The 20720-nt window shown below is 37.5% G+C and carries 13 protein-coding genes and 1 pseudogene; 9 read left to right on the top strand and 5 right to left on the bottom strand.

From position 1 onward, the window contains the following. Positions 1-112: 112 nt before the first annotated feature. From BLR60_RS23520 to BLR60_RS23510, 3 genes are all read left to right on the top strand, one after another. The gene (locus BLR60_RS23520; RefSeq protein WP_090504700.1) at positions 113-2416 is read left to right on the top strand and encodes an ATP-dependent helicase; all 2304 of its coding nucleotides are present in this window, start codon (positions 113-115) and stop codon (positions 2414-2416) included. A gap of 520 nt (positions 2417-2936) precedes the next feature. Further along, positions 2937-6476: a chromosome segregation protein SMC gene (smc, locus tag BLR60_RS23515; RefSeq protein WP_090504666.1), complete on the top strand. Its 3540-nt coding sequence runs from the start codon at positions 2937-2939 to the stop codon at positions 6474-6476. A gap of 577 nt (positions 6477-7053) precedes the next feature. Beyond that, complete coding sequence (locus BLR60_RS23510; protein WP_090504663.1) at positions 7054-8028, top strand: M28 family peptidase; 975 nt, start codon at positions 7054-7056, stop codon at positions 8026-8028. A gap of 32 nt (positions 8029-8060) precedes the next feature. Here BLR60_RS23510 and BLR60_RS25510 read toward each other — a convergent pair. The 3 genes and pseudogenes from BLR60_RS25510 to BLR60_RS23500 all read right to left on the bottom strand — a co-directional run. Beyond that, positions 8061-8198: pseudogene (locus BLR60_RS25510) on the bottom strand (hypothetical protein); the annotation flags it as partial. Between the two features lie 102 nt (positions 8199-8300). Continuing rightward, complete coding sequence (rsmG, locus tag BLR60_RS23505) at positions 8301-8936, bottom strand: 16S rRNA (guanine(527)-N(7))-methyltransferase RsmG (RefSeq protein WP_090504660.1); 636 nt, start codon at positions 8934-8936, stop codon at positions 8301-8303. Positions 8937-8961: 25 nt separating this feature from the next. Continuing rightward, positions 8962-10179, bottom strand: coding sequence for a glycosyltransferase (locus BLR60_RS23500; RefSeq protein ID WP_317039674.1), 1218 nt, complete (start codon positions 10177-10179; stop codon positions 8962-8964). Between the two features lie 42 nt (positions 10180-10221). Between BLR60_RS23500 and tgt the strand changes: the two genes are divergently transcribed. From tgt to BLR60_RS23470, 6 genes are all read left to right on the top strand, one after another. Next, positions 10222-11352, top strand: coding sequence for a tRNA guanosine(34) transglycosylase Tgt (gene tgt, locus BLR60_RS23495; protein ID WP_090504657.1), 1131 nt, complete (start codon positions 10222-10224; stop codon positions 11350-11352). Between the two features lies 1 nt (position 11353). After that, a complete protein-coding gene (locus tag BLR60_RS23490) occupies positions 11354-12457 on the top strand; it encodes an LptF/LptG family permease (RefSeq protein ID WP_090504654.1) in 1104 nt (367 codons plus the stop codon). A gap of 2 nt (positions 12458-12459) precedes the next feature. Beyond that, positions 12460-13338 carry a DMT family transporter gene (locus tag BLR60_RS23485; RefSeq protein ID WP_090504651.1) on the top strand — a complete coding sequence of 293 codons (879 nt, stop codon included), beginning with the start codon at positions 12460-12462 and terminating at the stop codon, positions 13336-13338. 2238 nt (positions 13339-15576) lie between these two features. Beyond that, positions 15577-18381 (top strand): TolB family protein, encoded by a 2805-nt coding sequence (locus BLR60_RS23480; RefSeq protein ID WP_090504648.1) that lies wholly within the window; start codon positions 15577-15579, stop codon positions 18379-18381. A 3-nt stretch (positions 18382-18384) separates the two neighbouring features. Further along, positions 18385-18663, top strand: coding sequence for a lipopolysaccharide assembly protein LapA domain-containing protein (locus BLR60_RS23475; protein ID WP_090504645.1), 279 nt, complete (start codon positions 18385-18387; stop codon positions 18661-18663). Positions 18664-18833: 170 nt separating this feature from the next. Continuing rightward, a complete protein-coding gene (locus BLR60_RS23470; protein ID WP_090504642.1) occupies positions 18834-19220 on the top strand; it encodes a GxxExxY protein in 387 nt (128 codons plus the stop codon). 219 nt (positions 19221-19439) lie between these two features. On the opposite strand, the gene BLR60_RS23465 is transcribed toward BLR60_RS23470, so the two are convergent. After that, positions 19440-19745 carry a response regulator gene (locus tag BLR60_RS23465; protein ID WP_090504640.1) on the bottom strand — a complete coding sequence of 102 codons (306 nt, stop codon included), beginning with the start codon at positions 19743-19745 and terminating at the stop codon, positions 19440-19442. Between the two features lie 58 nt (positions 19746-19803). Continuing rightward, positions 19804-20526 carry a pirin family protein gene (locus BLR60_RS23460; protein WP_090504636.1) on the bottom strand — a complete coding sequence of 241 codons (723 nt, stop codon included), beginning with the start codon at positions 20524-20526 and terminating at the stop codon, positions 19804-19806. Between the last annotated feature and the right edge of the window lie 194 nt (positions 20527-20720).

The raw sequence follows: 20720 nt of genomic DNA, 5'->3' as shown, positions 1-20720 counted from the left end.
CAGAATGACGAACGGTTAGGGCGACTGGTTAGGTTTTTAACTAATTACTAACAACTTTGGCAAAAAGCGATAGGAATTGTTATTTTTGAACCTCAAAAAAACAGGAGCCGATTTGGATTATTTAGCAGGATTAAACCCACAACAAAGAGCAGCAGTAGAGAACACAAAAGGACCGGTAATGATTGTTGCGGGTGCAGGTTCGGGCAAAACCAGGGTAATTACTTTTCGTGTAGCCCACCTGATCCAAAGCGGTACCGACCCATTTAACATTCTAGTGTTAACCTTTACCAACAAAGCGAGTAAAGATATGCGCGAGCGGATCAGTAAAGTGGTTGGCGCAGAGGCGAAAAATATCTGGATGGGCACCTTTCACTCTGTTTTTGCAAAAATTTTGCGTGTGGAAGCCGAAAAAATTGGTTACCCGAACAATTTTACCATTTACGATACCGACGACAGTAAAAGTGTAATCCGTGCAATTTTGAAAGAAATGCAGTTGGATGATAAGTTATACGCCCCAAATTTTATCTACGGGCGGATTTCTTCGGCAAAAAACAACCTCATTTCATGGGGAGAATACCAGGCTAATGACCAGATTCAGGCTGAAGATATCCAGAATAAACGTCCATTAATTGGGCAAATTTATGAAACCTATGCCAAACGCTGTTTCAGGGCAGGCGCAATGGATTTCGACGATTTATTGTTCAAAACCAATATCCTGTTAAAAGAACATCCGGATGTTTTAAATAAATACCAGCAAAAATTTAGATACCTGATGGTAGATGAGTACCAGGATACCAACTTTTCACAGTATACCATTGTGAAAAAACTGGCCGCTGCTTATCAGAACATTTGCGTGGTGGGTGATGATGCCCAGAGTATTTATGCTTTCCGTGGTGCAAATATCCAGAACATCCTGAATTTCGAACGCGATTACCCTGATTTAAAAGTATACAAACTGGAACAGAATTACCGTTCTACCCAGAACATTGTTGATGCAGCGAGCAGTATCATTGCCAACAACAAAAACCAATTGGAAAAAAATGTTTTTTCTGAAAATGTTGAAGGTGATAGAATTAAAGTTGCTCGTGCTTTTACTGATAATGAGGAAGGTAAACTGGTTGCCGAATCCATCATCCAGGAGCGCAGTTTAAAAGGTTATACCTATCACGATTTCGCCATACTTTACCGTACCAATGCACAGAGCCGTGCAATGGAAGAGGGTTTACGTAAACTGAATATTCCGTATAAAATTTACGGGGGTACATCCTTCTATCAGCGTAAAGAGATCAAAGATTTAATTGCCTATTTCCGTTTAACTTTTAACCCGAAAGATGAAGAAGCGATAAAACGTGTAATCAATTATCCTAAACGTGGTATTGGCGACACTTCTATTGATAAAATTATTGTTGCTGCTGATCAGCATAATCTCACCATGTGGGATGTCATTTCGAATGCACACCAATATGTTGATGGACGTTTAGCCAATCAATTGAATGATTTCGCCATGATGGTGCAAAGCTTTCAGGCAGAGGCTAAAAAACTTGATGCATACGATTCAGCGCTATTTATTGCTCAACATGCAGGTATTTTAAAAGAGTTGTATACGGATGACAGCGTTGAAGGGCGTGCGAGATATGAAAATATCCAGGAATTATTAAACGGTATAAAAGAGTTTGCCGAGCGCGAAGATATTGAAGAAAAAGGCCTTGATATTTTTATGCAGGATGTTGCACTTTTAACCAACGATGATAAGGACGGTGATAAAAATAAGGATACGGTTTCTTTGATGACCATTCACTCGGCCAAAGGTTTGGAGTTTAAAAACGTGTTTATTGTGGGATTGGAAGAAAACCTGTTCCCATCGCAAATGTCGTTAACCAACCGCACGGATTTAGAGGAAGAGCGCCGTTTGTTTTATGTGGCCATTACGCGTGCAGAGGTAAAACTGACCATCACTTATGCCACTTCACGCTATCGTTGGGGAACTTTAACCAACTGCGAACCCAGCCGTTTCATTAACGAAATTAACCCGAAATTTTTAGAATTGGATGTTAAACCAGCCAAATCAACCAGTTTTGATGGTAGTTTTGATAGTGAGCGCAAATCGTGGACTTCGCAGCCACGCGATTTTATTAGCAAACCAAAACCTGCAGCCGGCGCAACTACTTCTGCCCCACCTGCACGTCCGAAAACAACCTCGCTATTAGCGAAAGCCCACGTACCAACACCAGGGTTTACACCATCACAACCGCACGAATTTCAAGGTGGTATGGAAGTGGAACACGAAAAATTTGGCTTTGGAAAAATTATCAGCCTGGAAGGCACGCTGCCAGATGTAAAAGCAACGGTATTTTTTCAGGGTTTAGGCAATAAACAACTGCTTCTGAAGTTTGCTAAATTGATGATTGTGAAATAAATGTAGATTTCGATTTAGCCGCCGAAATTCAGAGACGCTGAAATAACAAGACTCGTCAATCCTGAGGGATAATTTATAGTATAAAAATCGATATGGGTGATAGAAATTTTATTTGGTAACATTCTTGAGTGATCGTCATTCCCAACTTGATTGGGAACCACGAAGTGCTCATGAATGCCGCTATATAAAAGCAAACACTTATGAATAATCTTAAAACGATTGTAGTAAGATTCCCGCATGCGCGAGATCCGATAACTATCGGATGACGACCGAACTACTGGATTCTTTCAATGGTAACTTGTTTCAGGATCTTAACGGATAAACATTTGATCAGATGCTGGTTCAAATCCGATAACTAACTATCGGATCAGCAAGACAATCGCTTTTGAAAATTGCTCACAACGCTATGCCCTCTGCGCTTTTCTTTGCGCATTCTTTGTAGTTAAAACACCCTGTTTAAAAACTTGAAAAAACCTAAATTTATCCTTAATATTGGGTTCGGTTCTCCCAATTACAAACCATGCAACTTACCCGGTTAGAGATTAAAGGTTTTAAGAGCTTTGGCGATAAAGTAACCATCAACTTTAATGAGGGGGTTACCGCTATCGTTGGTCCTAATGGTTGCGGAAAATCTAATGTAATTGATGCCATGCGCTGGGTTTTGGGGGAGCAAAGCACCAAGGCATTACGTTCCGAAAAGATGGAGAACATTATTTTTAATGGAACAAAAAACCGTAAACAGGCACAGCTAGCCGAGGTTTCATTAAGCTTTGACAATACCAAAAACATCCTTCCTACCGCCTACTCGCAGGTTACCGTAACACGAAAACTGTATCGAAACGGCGACAGCGAATACCGCCTAAACGATGTGCAGTGCAGGTTAAAAGATATTACCGATCTTTTTCTGGATACCGGGATCGGCTCTGACAGCTATTCCATTATTGAGCTGAAAATGGTCGATGAAATTATCACCAACAAAGAGCATAGCCGAAGGTCGCTATTTGAAGAAGCATCCGGCATTTCTAAATACAAACTACGCAAAAGACAGACTTTCAGTAAATTAAAAGATACAGAAGCCGATTTAGAACGGGTTGAAGATTTACTATTCGAGATCGAAAAAAACCTTAAAACCTTAGAAAACCAGGCGCGCAAAGCAGAACGTTATTACAAATTAAAAGAACAGTACCGCGAGTTAAGCGTCCAACTGGCCACACACCGTATCGCCTTTTTCCGTACCGATTTAAATGCGCTAGAAACCCAGGAGCACCAACAAATGTTCAATCGCACCGAACTGAGCACCAAAATAGATACGGGTGAGGCCCATCTGCAAAAACTTAAATTGGGAAGCATCAGTCAGGAGAAAAACCTTTCCGTACAACAAAAAGCCACCAATGAGTTTGTTTCCAAAATCCGCGCTTACGAAAGTGAGAAAAAAGTAAAAAATGAGCAGGTGCGTTTTTTGCAGGAAAAAGAAACACGTTTATCGGGCGAACTGGAAAAAGATAAAAACCAGGTTAACCACATCAAATACAACATCAAACGTTTAAATGAAGAAGTGGTAACAGAAACCGAGGTATTTAACCGCCTCGAATCTGACTTAAAACAGCTAAAATCAACACTGGATACTTTGCGCGAGCAACAGCAGATTGAAAAAAACCGGATTGATAACCTAATCAAATCGGTTAACGAACTGCAGAATACCGTTTACCAGTCGCAAAAAGAAATTGATATTCTGAACATCCAGAAAGATGCCCTGGTACAGGAAAGTAACCGCAATGTAGATGATACCGAAACCAAAACCTTAGAATTAAAAGCTTTTGATCATGCTTTGGCCGAACTTGATATCCGGGTACGTGAAAAACAGGCCAACATTAAAAATCTCACCGAAGCAGAAGAGCTATTAAAAACGCAGTTGGCCACCGCAGAAGCTAACCTGAGTTCGAATAAGGAAAGTCTAACGGCCGAAAACCGTAAAAAAGATGCCAGGCAAAACGAATATAACCTTACTAAATCGCTGGTTGATAGTCTGGAAGGCTTCCCTGAATCGATCCGTTTTTTAAAGAAAAACAATGCTTTTGCCAAAAGTGCCCTACTCCTTTCTGATATTTTATTTTGCAATGAGGATTATCGCATAGCCATTGAGAATTATCTCGAACCGGTAATGAACCATTATGTGGTTGATCAGTATACAGATGCCGTGCAGGGGATTAACCTCTTAACCGATGCTAGCCGGGGAAGGGCAAACTTCTTTATTTTAGAAAATGTTCCCGATAAAAATCCTGTTGTAAGCAGTCATGAAGGATTGATACCTGCTTTATCGGTGGTAGAAGTAGACAAAAAATACCAGCACCTCTGCAATTTACTGCTGCAAAACGTTTATATCGCGGTAAACGAACAAGAAAACCGCTTTAAAACCACGCCGACCGATAGTTTAACCATTTTGGCCAAAAATGGCAAATATGCGCAAACCAAATTTACTTTGGCAGGTGGATCGGTAGGTTTATTTGAAGGTAAAAGGATTGGTCGTGCTAAGAATTTAGAAAATCTGGCAAAAGAAATTAAAGCCTCAGAATCGCTGATCAATCAGTATAATGCAGCTATAAAAGCCGAAACAGACAACATATTTAACCTGAAAGAGGCTTCTAAAATCAATCAGATCAATGCTTTACAACAGGAAATGAACCGTTTAAACAACGAACACATTTCTGTTCAGACCCGCCGCGATCAATATCAGGAGTTTATCACCACCAGCGAAAACCGCAAAACGGATATCGCGCAAAAGATCGTATCAATAGAAAAAGCTTTATCAGAGAAGTTACCGGCCTTGGTTCAATTGCAAAAAGAGCAGCAGGAAGCACATGTGAATCTGCAGGAGCAGCAACTTAATTATCAGGATATTGCCGATCAGGTAAATGAAAGCGCGGGAAAGTATAATCAGGATAATATCCGTTTTCACCAGCAGCAAAATAAGTTATCGGGCCTGGAAAAAGATTTAGATTACCGTTTTGTACAGGAAGAAGCCTTGAATAAGCGCATTGCCCAAAATGATAAGGAATTACAGGAAACGCTGTTACAGATTACAGCAACTTTACAACACACCGATCTGAGCGACGATACTCTTCTGGAGATGTATCAGCAACGTGAGGAGATGGAAAAAGGGCTTGCAGAGGCAGAAAAGGAGTATTTTGAAATTAAGAGCAGTATTAACGAGGTAGAAACCGATTTAACCAACATCCGTAAAAACCGCGAAGAAACCGATTTCCTCTTAACCGAAGTAAAAGATAAAAAGAATGCTTTAAAAATCGATCTGAATGCGTTGAAAGAGCGTTTAGCGGTAGAATTCAATATTGATATTAATGATCTTTTAGAAACTGAGACTGAAATTGAAGCACTGGAAAGCGAATTTGAACTGCGCCAGAAAGTAGAAAAAATGAAGCGCCAGTTGGATGAGTTTGGCGCCATCAACTCTATGGCCATGGAAGCCTTTAAGGAAATGGAAGAGCGTTATACTTTTATCCAAAACCAGAAAAAGGATCTTAATGCCGCCAAAACCGATCTTTTACAAACCATCAAAGAGATAGACGATACGGCTAAGGATAAATTTATGCAAGCCTTTACCCAGGCCCGTGAACATTTTATTGCGGTTTTCCGCTCTTTATTTAACGAAGAAGATAGCTGCGACCTGATTTTATCGGATATTAATAATCCTTTAGAGGCCGATATTGATATTGTTGCCCGCCCGAAAGGGAAAAGACCATTATCGATCAATCAGCTATCCGGTGGAGAGAAAACGTTAACCGCTACTGCCCTATTGTTTTCACTTTACCTGTTAAAACCTGCACCTTTCTGTATTTTCGACGAGGTTGATGCCCCTTTGGATGATACCAACATCGATAAATTCAATAATATTATCCGCAAATTCTCCGATCAGTCGCAGTTTATCATCGTATCACACAACAAACGCACCATTGCCAGCACCGATATTATTTATGGCGTAACCATGGTAGAGCAAGGTGTTTCGAGGGTGGTAGCCGTAGATTTAAGGGAAGTGGCAGCCTAGTTCAACTTTTCCGTCATTGCGAGGAGGTACGATAAAACAATCTTTATTTACATTTTTTTTCAATTCGAAAATGAAAGTAACAGCTTTTGGCAGCCTTCAGCCCTGCTGTACACTGTAGCCTCGCGAAAAGCTCGGGCTGCCGTTTCCATCAGGTTTAGCAACGCAATACAGTATAAAAAACAGCGTTGGAATAGCGTACTGAAAAATGTATATTTGTTAATAATACCAAAGATATGTTAGCCACAGAAGGATATTACGAAAGGAAAAATAACACTGAAAGAAAAAGCCCCTTTACAGATTAAAACGGAAGTTATAGTGACCTTTTAACGGAAGATAAGCTACTTCTCGCTAAAAGGATCCTTGGTGCGTTTAAAGGCAAGATATCAATTACAGATGATTTGAATGACTTTTAAAGGCTTCGTATAATAACGAAACGCATTAAAAAATCTCCAAGCAATATTTTAACTTAGATCCGTCACCCTGATCCGATAGATATCGGATTCATTTCAGGGTCTATATTTTAGGAAAGATGCTGAAATAAATTCAGCATGACGACTTATATAAGTACCAATAAATCATGAAAATCCTCTATATCATTCCCTTAGCCATGATGTTCAGCTGCTGTTCATCCGTAAAAAATCAAAATAATACAGCTTCTGGCAAATTAGATAACCAATTGCTCAAAGATGTTGAAGTACTTTCTTCTGACGCTTACCAGGGCCGTAAAACAGGTACAAAGGGGGCAGAAATGGCAAGAACCTATATTATAGAAAGATTTCAAAAATTAGGATTAAAATCTTATCCGCAACATGTAAATTATGCCCAGGAATTCACCTTTAATGATAGAAATGGTCAAAAAATAAACGGAACCAATATTATCGGTTACATTCCAGGCAAGGGAACCAATGTAATTGTAGTTTCGGCACATTACGATCATTTGGGGGTAATTAAAGGCGAAGTTTTTAATGGTGCCGATGATAATGCATCAGGAACAGCAGGTTTACTGAAAATCGCTGCTTATTTTTCGAAATACAAACCCAATAACACCATCATTTTCGCATCTTTTGATGCTGAAGAAATGGGTTTACAAGGCGCCAAGGCATTTGTTGGCAATCCACCAGTGCCCATTAATACGATCGCCATTGATTTAAACATGGATATGATCAGCCATAGTGATAAAGGTGAGCTGTACATATGCGGAACATTTAAATATCCAGATTTAAAGAAATATGTAGATACAACTAAAACCAATATCAAATTGCTTTTTGGCCATGACGATCCCGAACTAGGTCACGATGACTGGACCAACCAAAGCGACCAGGGAGCATTTAATGCAAAAAATATCCCATTCCTATATTTCGGTGTAGAAGATCACAAAGATTATCATAAAGCCAGTGACGAATATTCTACTATCACGAAGCAATTCTTTAGTAATGCAGCTAGTGCTGTACTGGATGTTGTAAAAAATATTGATAAACAAACAGGCTTACAACAACTGTTAAAGGATAAGATGATTATGATGGATAATCCAAGAAAATCAGAAAGGTTTTAAATAACCATCGTTTTAAAGCTTTTTTTCGTTAGTTATTCCTTTAAATACAATAAGCCTTTTTGATAACCTGCATTCATTGTAACACCAGCGTTAATTTCTATGGCAATAACGGCTGTAGCTGTATCAAGTAGTACATCCAACTCATTCCCTGTTCTATCACGCCAATAATATAAATTATCCTGAAAGCCTTGGACAAATCAGGAATTAAATTCCATATTAGGACAAAATAAATTTGTAATTACCTGATCAACAAATAAATAAAAAGAAATTAATTACTGCGGTACGTAAACCACATATTTAGTTTCAAAAAAATCTTCCTCAAAATAAGCTGAAAGCGGATATAATTCTGCTTTCAGTTTCGATTCCTTGATCTCTTCTGCCAAATCTCCTCCCTTCAAGTACAGAATGCCGTTTGGAATGGCATTTATGGAATCTTTTTTAAATTTCCCCTGTATCCATGGATAAAATTCCCCCAAACGGGTTACTGCCCTTGATACTACAAAATTAAATTTCTCTTTAACCTGCTCAGCCCTTAAATGATCGGCACGCAAATTATCCAGTCCAAGTGCCGACGCCACTTCTTTTACCACTTTGATTTTTTTTCCGATAGAATCAACCAGGTAAAATTGCGTTTCAGGAAATAAAATGGCTAAAGGAATACCGGGAAAGCCTCCTCCTGTTCCTACATCCAAAACTGATTCTCCAGCCTTAAACGTACATGTTTTAGCTATACCCAAGGAGTGGAGCACATGGCGCTCGTATAATTCTTCTATATCTTTTCTCGAAATTACATTGATCTGTGCATTCCAGAAGCTATATAACTCAAACAACCGCGAAAACTGCTCAAGCTGTTTTTCACTTAAGTCGGGAAAATATTTTAAAATGATTTCTGGCTTTACATCAGGCATATTGCAACAACTAAAGGATTATGAACTATTTCCATTTTACATTTTTCTTCCCAAACATGGATAAAAATCCGTTTAGGGTTAAAAACAGAAACAAAAGTATATCTAAAATCGGGAACCACCAACGTAAATCGCGATAGTTTAATCGCTTAAGTAGTTTTGGATAAACAAAACACCTGATCATAATGCTTAATACAAAAATCCCTAGCGCTACGTATTGCGCTTCGCGGCTTAGAAACATACAAGCAGCAAAAAAAGCATAAAACAAAAACTGAGCGATAATTTGCAGGCTCAAAATAAATTTATGTTTCGATTTATAGAATTTCCCAGCACCAAAATGGCGTTTTTTCTGTCTTAAATAACCTGCCCAGGTTTTATTTGGCTCGCTCCACACATGACTATCCTGATGTAGGCGAATCTCGGTATTAAACTTATTGGCATGTGCGTTAATGAATAAATCATCATCTCCGGAAGGAATATGCATATGCGCTGCAAAACCCTTATTCTTAAAAAACAGGGATTTTTTATAAGCCATATTCCGCCCAACGCCCATATAAGGCATTCCTTTAAGGGCAAAAGAAAGGTAGTTAACAGCTGTGAAAAAAGTTTCGAAACGGATTAAAGCATTTAACAAGCTTCGTTTTTTTATATAGGGCGAGTAACCCAATACAATTTCGGTCTGTTCATCAGCAGGTTGCTGCATATCCATCAGCCAATTGTCAGATGCAGGCATGCAATCGGCATCTGTAAATACCAGCCAATCATATTTAGCTGCCTTTATACCCATGGTAACAGCAAATTTTTTGCCGGCAATAAATTTATCGTTATCTAAAATTTTAACCACTTTAAGGTTATGGTGCTTCTTTTCAAAAGCCTCTAAAAACTCTTCCGTACCATCCCAGGAGCGGTCATTAACCACCACAACTTCAAATTCAGGGTAATTCTGACTAAATAACGAAGGAAGATACTGTTCCAGGTTAACAATTTCATTCCGGGCACAAACAATAACACTTATTGGCTTATGCGCCGAAAAAGGCGCTTCTTCAATGCTTACCCTGGCCAGCTTTAAATGAACAAACAATACATAATAAAGCTGAACCAATAAGCAAAAAGCCAATATCGAGAGCAGGATAATCTCAAGCGGGGTTAATATCACGATGGTAAAATAAATAGGCGCAAATTTCTCATTTTTAATCTGTAAATCACTTTTATGTGGATAAAAAATTAAACAAAAATATGCCCTCAATTTTTGCTATTTTTGGCAGATTTTTGACGAGGAAAATACATGATGAAATTTAGTTTACAGGCTAACGATCCACTATCTAAAGCCAGGGCCGGAACAGTAACTACTGCCCATGGCGAAATACAAACCCCGATATTTATGCCTGTAGGCACAGCTGGAACGGTAAAAGCCGTACATCAGCGCGAGCTTAAAGATGATATTGATGCAAAAATCATTCTCGGAAATACTTACCATCTTTATTTAAGACCAGGTCTTGATATCCTTGAAAAAGCAGGTGGTTTACATAAATTTATAGGCTGGGACCGCCCTATTTTAACTGATAGTGGTGGTTACCAGGTATATTCATTAAGTAAAGTGCGTAAAATTAAGGAGGAAGGTGTTACTTTCCGTTCGCATATTGATGGTTCAAAACATCTTTTTACACCTGAATATGCCATGGATATTCAGCGGACCATCGGTGCCGATATCATTATGGCCTTTGATGAGTGCACGCCATACCCATGCGATTATACTTACGCTGCCAAATCCATCAAAATGACCCATCGCTGGCTAGAGCGCTGCTGCACCCATTTTGATAATACTCAGCCCAAATATGGTTTTGATCAAACACTTTTCCCTATTGTTCAAGGTTCTGTGTATAAAGATCTGAGAATTAAATCGGCAGAATTTATTGCCAGCATGGGTCGCGAAGGCAATGCAATTGGTGGTTTATCAGTAGGCGAGCCTGCCGAAGAGATGTATGCCATGACGGAAGTAGTATGTAATATATTACCAGCGGAAAAACCACGTTATTTAATGGGAGTTGGTACACCAATCAATATATTAGAGAATATTGCGTTGGGTATAGATATGTTTGATTGTGTGATGCCAACCAGAAATGCAAGAAATGGCATGCTATTTACCAGAAATGGTATTATAAACATCAGGAACAAAAAATGGGAGAATGATTTTTCTGCATTAGATGCAGAAAGCGACCTACATGCAGATCAGGTAACTACGAAAGCTTATTTGAGGCACCTGGTACATAGCAATGAAATGCTTGGCGCTCAAATTGCTACCTTACATAACCTGCATTTCTATCTTTGGCTGGTAAAACAGGCCAGGGAAAAAATCATTGCAGGTGAATTTTACGAGTGGAAAAACAAAATGGTTAAAGTGTTAGGCAATAAGCTATAAAATGAATCTGTTAAAAGGGAGAATAAAAATCATCGATCAGTATATTATCGGGAAATACCTGGGTACATTTATTTATACCCTTGCCATTTTTGTGATCATTATTGTTGTATTCGACCTATCGGAAAAGATGGATGATTTTATGAAAAGCGGCCTGAGTTTTTGGGGAATCCTCTCCAAATATTACGCTGGCTCCATTCCATTCTATGTGAATATGCTTTCGCCGCTGATTAATTTTATTGCCGTAATTTTCTTCACCGCTAAAATGGCCGATCAAACCGAAATTGTACCAATTTTAAGTGGCGGTGTAAGTTTTAACCGGTTCTTATTTCCTTACCTGGTGTCGGCCACCATTATTTTCTCGGCCAACCTACTTTCAAATTTATACGTCCTCCCTTATACCAATACCTTAAAGAATAGCTTCGAGAACACTTATGTAAAACGTAATGATCCTTCCACAAAATCAAAAATCCATATGAAACTGGATGACAAAACCTATATCTATATTGATAATTTCGACAACAAAACGAATTCAGGATATCGGTTTTCTCTCGATAACTTTAGTGGAGACGTGCTGACCAAAAAGATCGTTGCAGAAAATATCAAATGGGATTCACTCAAGCGTAAATGGCAATTGAGCAACTACTCCATCCGTAAGATAGATGGATTGAAAGAAACCATGATTTATGGCAATGGCAAGCTTAAGGATACCATCCTGGACATGCGCCCGGATGATTTTTCGGCATATGACAATGTGGTACAAAATTTAACCACTAAAGAACTTTCAGAGAAAATCAGGAAAGAAAAAATCCGCGGGACAGGCGTGATGAACGACCTTCAGTTTGAGAAGTATAAACGTTACCTACACCCACTATCTGCTTTTGTATTAACGCTGATTGGCGTAGCGCTTTCGTCGCGAAAAGTTCGCGGGGGTGTTGGTGTATCTTTAGGTATCGGGATCTTCATTAGCTTTGCTTATATCGTATTCAATCAGTTCACACAGATGTTTTCTACCAAAGGCGGATTACCTCCTTTTGCAGCCGTTATTATGCCTACCATATTCTTTGGCTTACTAGGTTTTTACCTTTTAAGAAAAGCACCTAAATAGTAATGGACATTACCAAAAAGAATTTACTCATCCTCCATCTTACTGTATTTGTTTGGGGCTTTACAGGCGTGCTCGGTAAATTAATTTCCATAGATGCAGTACCCATGGTTTGGTATAGAGTATTAATTGCAGCGGCCACACTTTTAGCATGGTTTTTAATCACTAAAAAGAACATTAAGATTAGTAAAAAACAGTTCATCCAATTTTTTTTAACGGGCGGAGCTGTAGCGATCCATTGGATATTTTTCTTTCATGCCATTAAAGTTTCTACCGTTTCGGTAACGCTGGTATGCCTCTCTTCTTTCACCTTATTTACGGCCATTTTAGAACCACTGATCAAAAGACAACCGATACAACTAAGCGATATCTTAATCGGTTTATTAATCATTGTAGGAATATATATGATCTTTAAATTCGAAGGCCAGTATACTTTAGGAATTATTTTCGGTCTTTTAGCGGCAGTAGCATCTAGTCTTTTTTCAACCATAAATTCTACACTGGTGCAAAAAAGTGAGCCTTCCATTATCAGTTTTTACGAGCTTGTTGGTGCATTCTTCTGGATCACATTATACCGTTTATATGATGGCTCCCTTCTGCATACCGCATTCAATCTAAGTGCGCAAAACTGGTTTTACCTTACGCTGCTAGGCACACTTTGCACGTCGGTTGCTTACGTTGCAGGTGTTGCTGTAATGAGAACTTTATCTGCTTTTAGAGTCGCATTAATTACCAATCTGGAACCTGTATATGGGATCGTGCTCGCCTTCATTTTCTTTCAAAGTAAAGAGCAAATGACAGGTGGATTTTATATCGGTGCAACCATTATCCTGGCTTCAATTTTTCTCTATCCGATCTATAAAAAGCGAAAAAACCAGCTCTAAATAACAGCACAAAAAATTCATTACGGCTTAAATAAGCTTTCTGTTTTTTTAAAGAATCTGTTATAATTTCCATTCTGGTAGTCTATTTTGAGAACCTGTTTCATCTGCAAAAAATAGTCAAGACAGCTAAAGTTTTTTCGATAAATTATCCATACCAGCTAACCTAAAAAATTAAAAGCAGGTAACTCAGATCCAATGATTACCTCATCAACCTGAGGTAAGGGAACTCATAAATAGAGTCTGGCAGCGAATGTATTTTCTATTAAAGTGATCGCCAATAAAACCGCAAGTGCAGCAAAATTGAGCGCTTAAACCGAACGCCATAAGGTAACTTAATTCAAGGTATTTCCTATTAAAAAGATACTGATTGATATAAATACTACAGCTATCAGATTAGTGTTATGAATCTGTTATACACCTCATATATCAATAGAAAGAATCGAGCTAAAACTACAGCTGCATTAATTGATTTGAGATAATGAACAATGATATGATGCCAATATGCGAAGTTAAAATTAACACATTGCGAGATGGGAGTTAAGAAAAAATAAATCCTACATTCTTTATGAAGAAGAGGATATGGGATTCAACAATACATCAAAATATAAGCGAAAATAAAATCATATAAAAACCGTCGATTACCTACTACAATAAGATTCATATTGCAACGTATAAAACTGATAAAAACATAAATTTTTACGGAATAATATAGCGCATTTTCGCCACTCAAAAAACTAAAGTTTAAAACAGAAAATAGATTTAATTTTAACTAAATAATTAATATAAAAAACGAACAAAAGATCCAACATTACAACGTATAAAATTAGACTAATATCAAGCCTTAACATAAACAAAATATTAATTCATTTTAAATAAGAAAATCGATCCTGAGGTAAGGAAAAACCAATACTAAAATCAGTCGAAATACAGCACAGAAGTTCACCATTTAATATCATCCAAACCTTCAAAAAAACATCAATTAAATACAGCACAATGTGCTAGAAAAATAAAAGGAAAAAGACTAAAGAATAACCCCTAAAATCTTTGTTAATCTGTGATATTTTACATCCAGATCCTATGTAGATAGCATGAGTATACACACCTAAAACAACATGTGATATCTCAAAATTTATAACTTCCTGCTTCAGCATGGGGTTTCAAATATTAAATAAACATCATCAGTGAACACAAAACAAAAGTCATTTGGAAGGTAAGATGGAATAGAAAAAACCGACAAAATTTAATTTTTAAGGGCAATTAATGGTATGTTTTTTATATAAAAAAGGAAAGATCCATCAATTTCAGCTGTTAAAAGAAAAAGACCATTTCAAATAAAAAAACAGCCTTTAAATATCAAATAACGCACTTTTTTATGCAAAAACAGAAATTACAATAAAATATTTTAAAAACACCTTTACCCACGAATATCGTCAGGAAATTGCATTAACAGGCTCAAAAATTGTGGTTTTTAGACTTAAAATAACGAAAAAAGCATACAAATCAGTAGCCTTGAACGCAGTCTATAGCTAAAATTTCATCACTAAAAAGCATTGATTAAAGGTGAAAACATACAGATTTAGGAAATCCGTGATGTTCTATTTAACTAATCTGCTGAAGTAACTTCAATCAATTTAACCAAAGTCGGGGTCCAAAATACCGCAAAATCAAGTAAAGCTTTCATTAAAAAATAAGACATTATGTCACCAAGAAAATATCATTCGTCAAAAGTTAATGTTTTCTTCCTTTTCAATTTTAAAATTCAGCGCGATAAACGCCGGAAATTATTGATCCGTCTAAGTCAATTTCTACTGTTCTAAAAATTAATTTAACTGCAGAGAATTCCTTTCATTCAACCAAAACACCAAGCGTTTGTTAATGTTATTAAAATCGGGAGAGCAACGATCGATTTTTATACAGTAAAGCTTTGCCTTTCCGTATAGGAAAGATTTTCAGTCAGGTATACAAAGATTAAAGTTGAAGGAAAAAATTTTCAGGAAAATCGATTAATAAGTGTAAATTAATTGGATATTACTGATCAAAATAGAAACAAGCTTTGCAGGGATGACAAGCTATCTATTTGTACTAATTTTTGTTCATAAAACAGACATTTTACCATTTTGTATAAATTTCATTATTAATTAATAATCAGCAATTTAATTAGTTTAATATAAATTAAAAATATACAATATTAAATACCTATAAATTTTAAAAAACTAAATATTTTAGCAAAGAATTTAGATGAATTTTAAAAAAGCAAACAAAAAACTAATTATCAATTACTTAAGTGCAATTACTTTAAGTTTTATTTCACCATCAGTTTTTGGACAGATTTTTAGCACCGCGCAAAACCCACTTAGTGTAAAATGGAACTACATTTCATCCGGAGGCTTTAAAATCATTTACCCTCGGGAACTAGAGAAAGAAGCCCAAAGAATGGCCAATACCCTACCATTCATTTACCCCAAAGTAGGACTCAGTTTAAGGCAACAAAAAACGGCCATTCCCGTGCTCCTTCAGAACCGCGGAACCATTGCAAATGGCTTTGTACAACTTGCTCCCAAAAAGTCAGAATTCTATGCTACCCCGCCTCAATTTTTCGATAGTCAAGACTGGCTAAATAACCTTGCGGTACATGAGCTTAGGCACATTGCACAGTTTGACAAATTGACAGGAAACCGAGCACACCCCTTTCCTGAGCTGGTTTACTTCGCTTACTTTGGTGCGGGTATTCCCACCTGGTTTTTTGAGGGCGATGCGGTAGTGAACGAAACTGCTCTGACTAATTCGGGCAGAGGCAAGCAGCCGAATTGGATCATGCCTTATCGGACTTCAATTTTAGAAGGCAGAAAAATCTCTTACAGTAAAGCTTATTTTGGTTCGAACAAAGACGCAACTCCTGGCTACTACCAAACCGGATATTTGATGGTGTCGGATATGAAAGAAAAATATGGGCAGTTCATTTCAGACAGCATACTGAGCGACATTAGAAAAAGACCGCTAAGACTTTATCCCTTTTCGCAGAGCTTAAAAAAATTCACAAAGCAAAATTCCAAAACTTACTTTTTGTCTACTCAAAATAAGCTTGCTGAAGAATGGAAAATTCAACAAGAAAAATCGGTTACAGAAAGTTATGAAAGCTTAAACAAAAAAACAGATTTAGCAACCGATTATTTCCTTCCTGTAAGACTTAATAAAAATCAGATTTTAGCACTAAAAGAAAGTAAGACAGATGCCAGATATTTCGTGATCATTAATCAAGATAAATCGGAGCAAAAACTGTTCGGAATTGGCTATCAGGAGCAGCCTTGGTTTAGCCTAAAAAATGACCTCTTGGTTTGGGATGAAATCCGTTACGATCCAAGGTATAAACAACGGAGTTATAGTGTAATCTGTTCGTATAATCTGAAGACTAAAAAATTCAATAAAGTAAGCAGTAAAAGCAGGCTCTTCTCTCCCAGCTTATCCGAAGACGGAAAGAAAATTATTGCAGCCCAAGTTGAACTCAATAATCAGTTCAATTTAGTAGAGATCGAAGCCCGCTCTGGAAAAATTTTAAAGACATATGTAAATCCCGAAAATGAGATCCTGCAAACACCTTCATTCGATCAATCAGGAAATAGAATTGCCTACATCAGCGTAACGGAAAAAGGAAAAAGCCTGTGGCTGATAGATGGGAAAAAAAAATCAGTATTGATTTCTAACAGTCGTCAACAGTTAAGCCGTCCGGTTTTTATCAATGATAAAATTGTCTTTAATGCACATTTCAATGGTATCAATAACATTTACCAAATTGATCCGATTTCAGAAAAAATCACCGCACTAAGCGCATCCAAATATGGTGCCTTTAATCCTACTGAAAGTACTGATGGAAAAATCATTTTTAACGATTACAAAATAAATGGTTATGAAATTGCCGAGACCACAGTTGTAGAAAAACCAGTTGGCGAAAATAACTTTGTAGATTTCTCGGCAGCTGCAGAACAACAGGAAAACATAGGAAATGTTTTCGACAATATTCCCGACAGTACCTACCAAACCAAGCGCTATCATCAGGCTTTAAATCTTTTCAGTTTCCACAGCATTATCCCTGTAATCGACAATGAATATGTTTTCGGTCTGGAGTTGCAATCAAACAATCTACTCAACACGATGGACTTCTATACCGGTACAAAATACCATCGCGATTTAAAACGTTTTGAGTACACTGCTGATATTAGTTATAAGGCACTTTACCCCGTATTGAGCATCTTATACCGGAACAGACCTAAACGAACGTTCTATCGCGTTAAAAACACGGTACAGCAAGGCGATTGGAGAGAGAACTATATCAAACTCAATGCATCACTTCCCTTATCATTTAATGCGCGCAACAACAACTATGCTTTTACACTCAATACGGCAACCAGTTTTACGCAAAGGTACATGCCAGAAAATATGCCGACCAATTTTATCCGCGAACTTAAATTCCCGATGGAATACAATTTCACTTTCAACCACAGTGTGCGCACTACCGAAAGAGACATTGCGCCCAAATGGGCGCAGGTATTTAGGGTAACTTACAATCACCAGCCCTTCGATAAAAATTTAAAAGGAGAAATTTTAGCGCTGGAAAGCTTCCTGTACTTTCCAGGTTTTGCAAAAAACCATTCCTTCCTGGCCAGCTTCAATTATCAAAAAGCAACCGGGGTAAATCAGTACGCAACGGAGATCGCAACCGTTTATGGATACAACAATATCCTAGCTAAAAGCAAACTTCAAAACAGTCTGCTTTTCAATTACCGTTTTCCTTTTGCTTTTCCCGATTGGGAATTAGGTCCTTTTGCCTATGTTAGAAATTTTAGAGCTGGATTATTCTGCCATTATGAGAATATCCGCAAAGGCACAACCTTTAATGATCCGAAAACTTATGGTGTAGAGTTAAACACCAGCGTAAACATTTTACGCTATCAACCTGTTGTAGATTTAGGGGCTAGATTGGTTTTTGTTAATCAGATTTACAATCAAAATCCGATATTAGAGTTTTCATTTAATTATAGCTTTTAAACCATGAGCGCAAAAACAATTTCGATCATTATCCTTACTGCATTACTTACCATATTTTTAATGGTGAACACCGAGCCCGTTGATTTCAATTTCCTGGTTACTACGGTTCCGGTTTCTAAACTTTTGGTTATAGGAGTTTGTATTATTATCGGTTTTATTATCGGCTTCGTAGTAGGCAGACCAAGAAAAACGGTTAGCAGTTATGATGATGAGATCGAGAGGAACCAACCGGTTTCGAATAAAAAAGAATTGAGTGATGAGGATAGAGATTACATTAGCTAGGGCCAGGATTAGTAAGATTACTTGATTTTAAGATCAAGTTGCTCAATTATGCGTGATGTGTTAGTGTTTCGGGATTATGATGTTTCAATATTATTGGATTTCAAAATTTTATAGTTTAACTTAGTCGTAAAAACATCCCTATTTCTTACAATAAATTTTAATTTATTAATATGAAGTATGGAGATTTAACCGGGCGAATCATTGGGTGTGCAATGAGAGTCCATTCTTATTTAGGTTCGGGGTTTCAGGAAAAGATATATCAAAGGGCTTTGGGCATTGAAATGGGAATTGACAAATTATCCTATAAGGAAGAAATGACAATGACCATTTTTTATCGGGACATAAAAATCGGTTTTAGAAGAGTAGATTTTTTTGTCGAAAACGAAATCATGGTCGAATTAAAAGCCGTATCCGAATTAAATGATGCACATCTTGCGCAAGCAATTAATTACCTTGAAGCCTACAAGCTACCAGTAGGATTATTGATCAATTTTGGAAGTCGGAGTTTGACCTTTAAAAGGGTTTATAATACGAAACATCCAGATAACAAGAGCTAGGATTGGTACGATTTAATGATGATAAGATTAAAACGTAAACAAATAGGATGAAATTGGCCAGGATTAATGTGATTCAAGGGTAAAAGGATTTTAAATACTGATAAAAACATCTATGAAACTTAATTCTGAAATCTTATCATCTTATAAGTCCTTATAAGGATAGTGAGATGAATGCTGATAAAAATACGTCACGAACCCTGATCTTGAAATCCTATCATCTCAAAAATCCTGGCTAAGCGCTGTCATAATTTCTCCATAAAGAAGTCCGCTTCCCCCTCCATAATGCTGGATAATTTTCAACTCAGGTCTAATTTCTGTCAATTTTGTCCTTAACACCTTTTCACATTCGGCATCAATCCCGTTTCCGAGCAAAACCAGATCAATCTGCTGTTCCTTACAAACGGAAATGGCCTCATCATCCGTACACACACAGATCCCTTTCCATTCAGGCCTGGCATTTAACAAACGGTTCATTACCGTCGTAATTTCAGTATCCCGGCCGATATAAAGTATGGTAGTTTGCATATTTTTTACATAAATAAACCCCGCAGGTTTTAAAATCTGCGAGGTTTGGTTAAATATTTTAATTCAATTCCATCGGCACATCCATCAATAAAACCTCTGCATCTGCAGTATTGGCTTTAAAACTGATGCTATCGGTATCCCACACCCCTAATCCATCTCTTTTGCTTAACACCTGTCCGTTTATGGTTACTTCTCCATTGATTACAAAAGCATAAACGCCATTGCCAGCTTTTTTGATTTTGTATTCAGTTTCAAATCCGGCATCGAATTTACCTAAAGAGAACCAGGCATCCTGATGAATCCATACACCAGCATCATCAGCATTTGGAGATAAGATCTGTTGAAAATTATTGTGTCTGGCTTCCACATCCAATGTCTGCTGATCGTATCGTGGTGTAACGTTTTTCTTGTTTGGAAATAACCAGATCTGTAATAAATTCAATTGCTCATCTGCATTGGCATTAAACTCGCTGTGGCTCACGCCTGTGCCGGCACTCATTACCTGGATTTCTCCATTTTTAATAACGGCCGAATTGCCCATACTATCTTTGTGTGCAATTGCACCGGCTAATGGAATGGTAATAATTTCCATATTATCGTGTGGATGGGAACCAAAGCCCATTCCACCATCAATCAAGTCATCATTTAAAACCCTTAAAACCCCGAAGTGCATCCTTTCCGGATTGTAGTAATTAGCAAAACTGAATGAGTGGTGTGCATTTAACCAGCCATGATTAGCATGACCGCGGGTATTTTCTTTGTGCAAAATAAACTGTGACATAAATTTCCTTTCTTATTTATGATACAAATTTACAGCAGTGATGTTTAGCAGGCATTGATGTAGGGTAAGAAAGTTTTGCGTGGAGCGGAGAGCAGAGAACCTCTGGCATTGATTTAACTCAGCATTGAGCTTTATAAGCATACTACCTCGGTTAAGCTATCTAATACATCATCGCATTGAATTCTTTCCGCATC

The sequence above is a fragment of the Pedobacter terrae genome (genome assembly GCF_900100705.1).
GTDB lineage: Bacteria > Bacteroidota > Bacteroidia > Sphingobacteriales > Sphingobacteriaceae > Pedobacter > Pedobacter terrae.
Note: the sequence above shows the minus strand (reverse complement) of the source record. Positions and strands in the feature narration are given on the sequence as shown.

What these genes read in the sequence shown, in the direction of transcription:
- BLR60_RS23475 (WP_090504645.1), top strand. Translation starts at nt 18,385, where the DNA reads ATGAGCGCAAAAACAATTTCGATCATTATCCTTACTGCATTACTTACC.
- BLR60_RS23490 (WP_090504654.1), top strand. Translation starts at nt 11,354, where the DNA reads ATGAATCTGTTAAAAGGGAGAATAAAAATCATCGATCAGTATATTATC.
- BLR60_RS23485 (WP_090504651.1), top strand. Translation starts at nt 12,460, where the DNA reads ATGGACATTACCAAAAAGAATTTACTCATCCTCCATCTTACTGTATTT.
- BLR60_RS23480 (WP_090504648.1), top strand. Translation starts at nt 15,577, where the DNA reads ATGAATTTTAAAAAAGCAAACAAAAAACTAATTATCAATTACTTAAGT.
- rsmG (WP_090504660.1), bottom strand. Translation starts at nt 8,936, where the DNA reads ATGCCTGATGTAAAGCCAGAAATCATTTTAAAATATTTTCCCGACTTA.
- BLR60_RS23470 (WP_090504642.1), top strand. Translation starts at nt 18,834, where the DNA reads ATGAAGTATGGAGATTTAACCGGGCGAATCATTGGGTGTGCAATGAGA.
- BLR60_RS23510 (WP_090504663.1), top strand. Translation starts at nt 7,054, where the DNA reads ATGAAAATCCTCTATATCATTCCCTTAGCCATGATGTTCAGCTGCTGT.
- BLR60_RS23465 (WP_090504640.1), bottom strand. Translation starts at nt 19,745, where the DNA reads ATGCAAACTACCATACTTTATATCGGCCGGGATACTGAAATTACGACG.
- tgt (WP_090504657.1), top strand. Translation starts at nt 10,222, where the DNA reads ATGAAATTTAGTTTACAGGCTAACGATCCACTATCTAAAGCCAGGGCC.
- BLR60_RS23460 (WP_090504636.1), bottom strand. Translation starts at nt 20,526, where the DNA reads ATGTCACAGTTTATTTTGCACAAAGAAAATACCCGCGGTCATGCTAAT.
- smc (WP_090504666.1), top strand. Translation starts at nt 2,937, where the DNA reads ATGCAACTTACCCGGTTAGAGATTAAAGGTTTTAAGAGCTTTGGCGAT.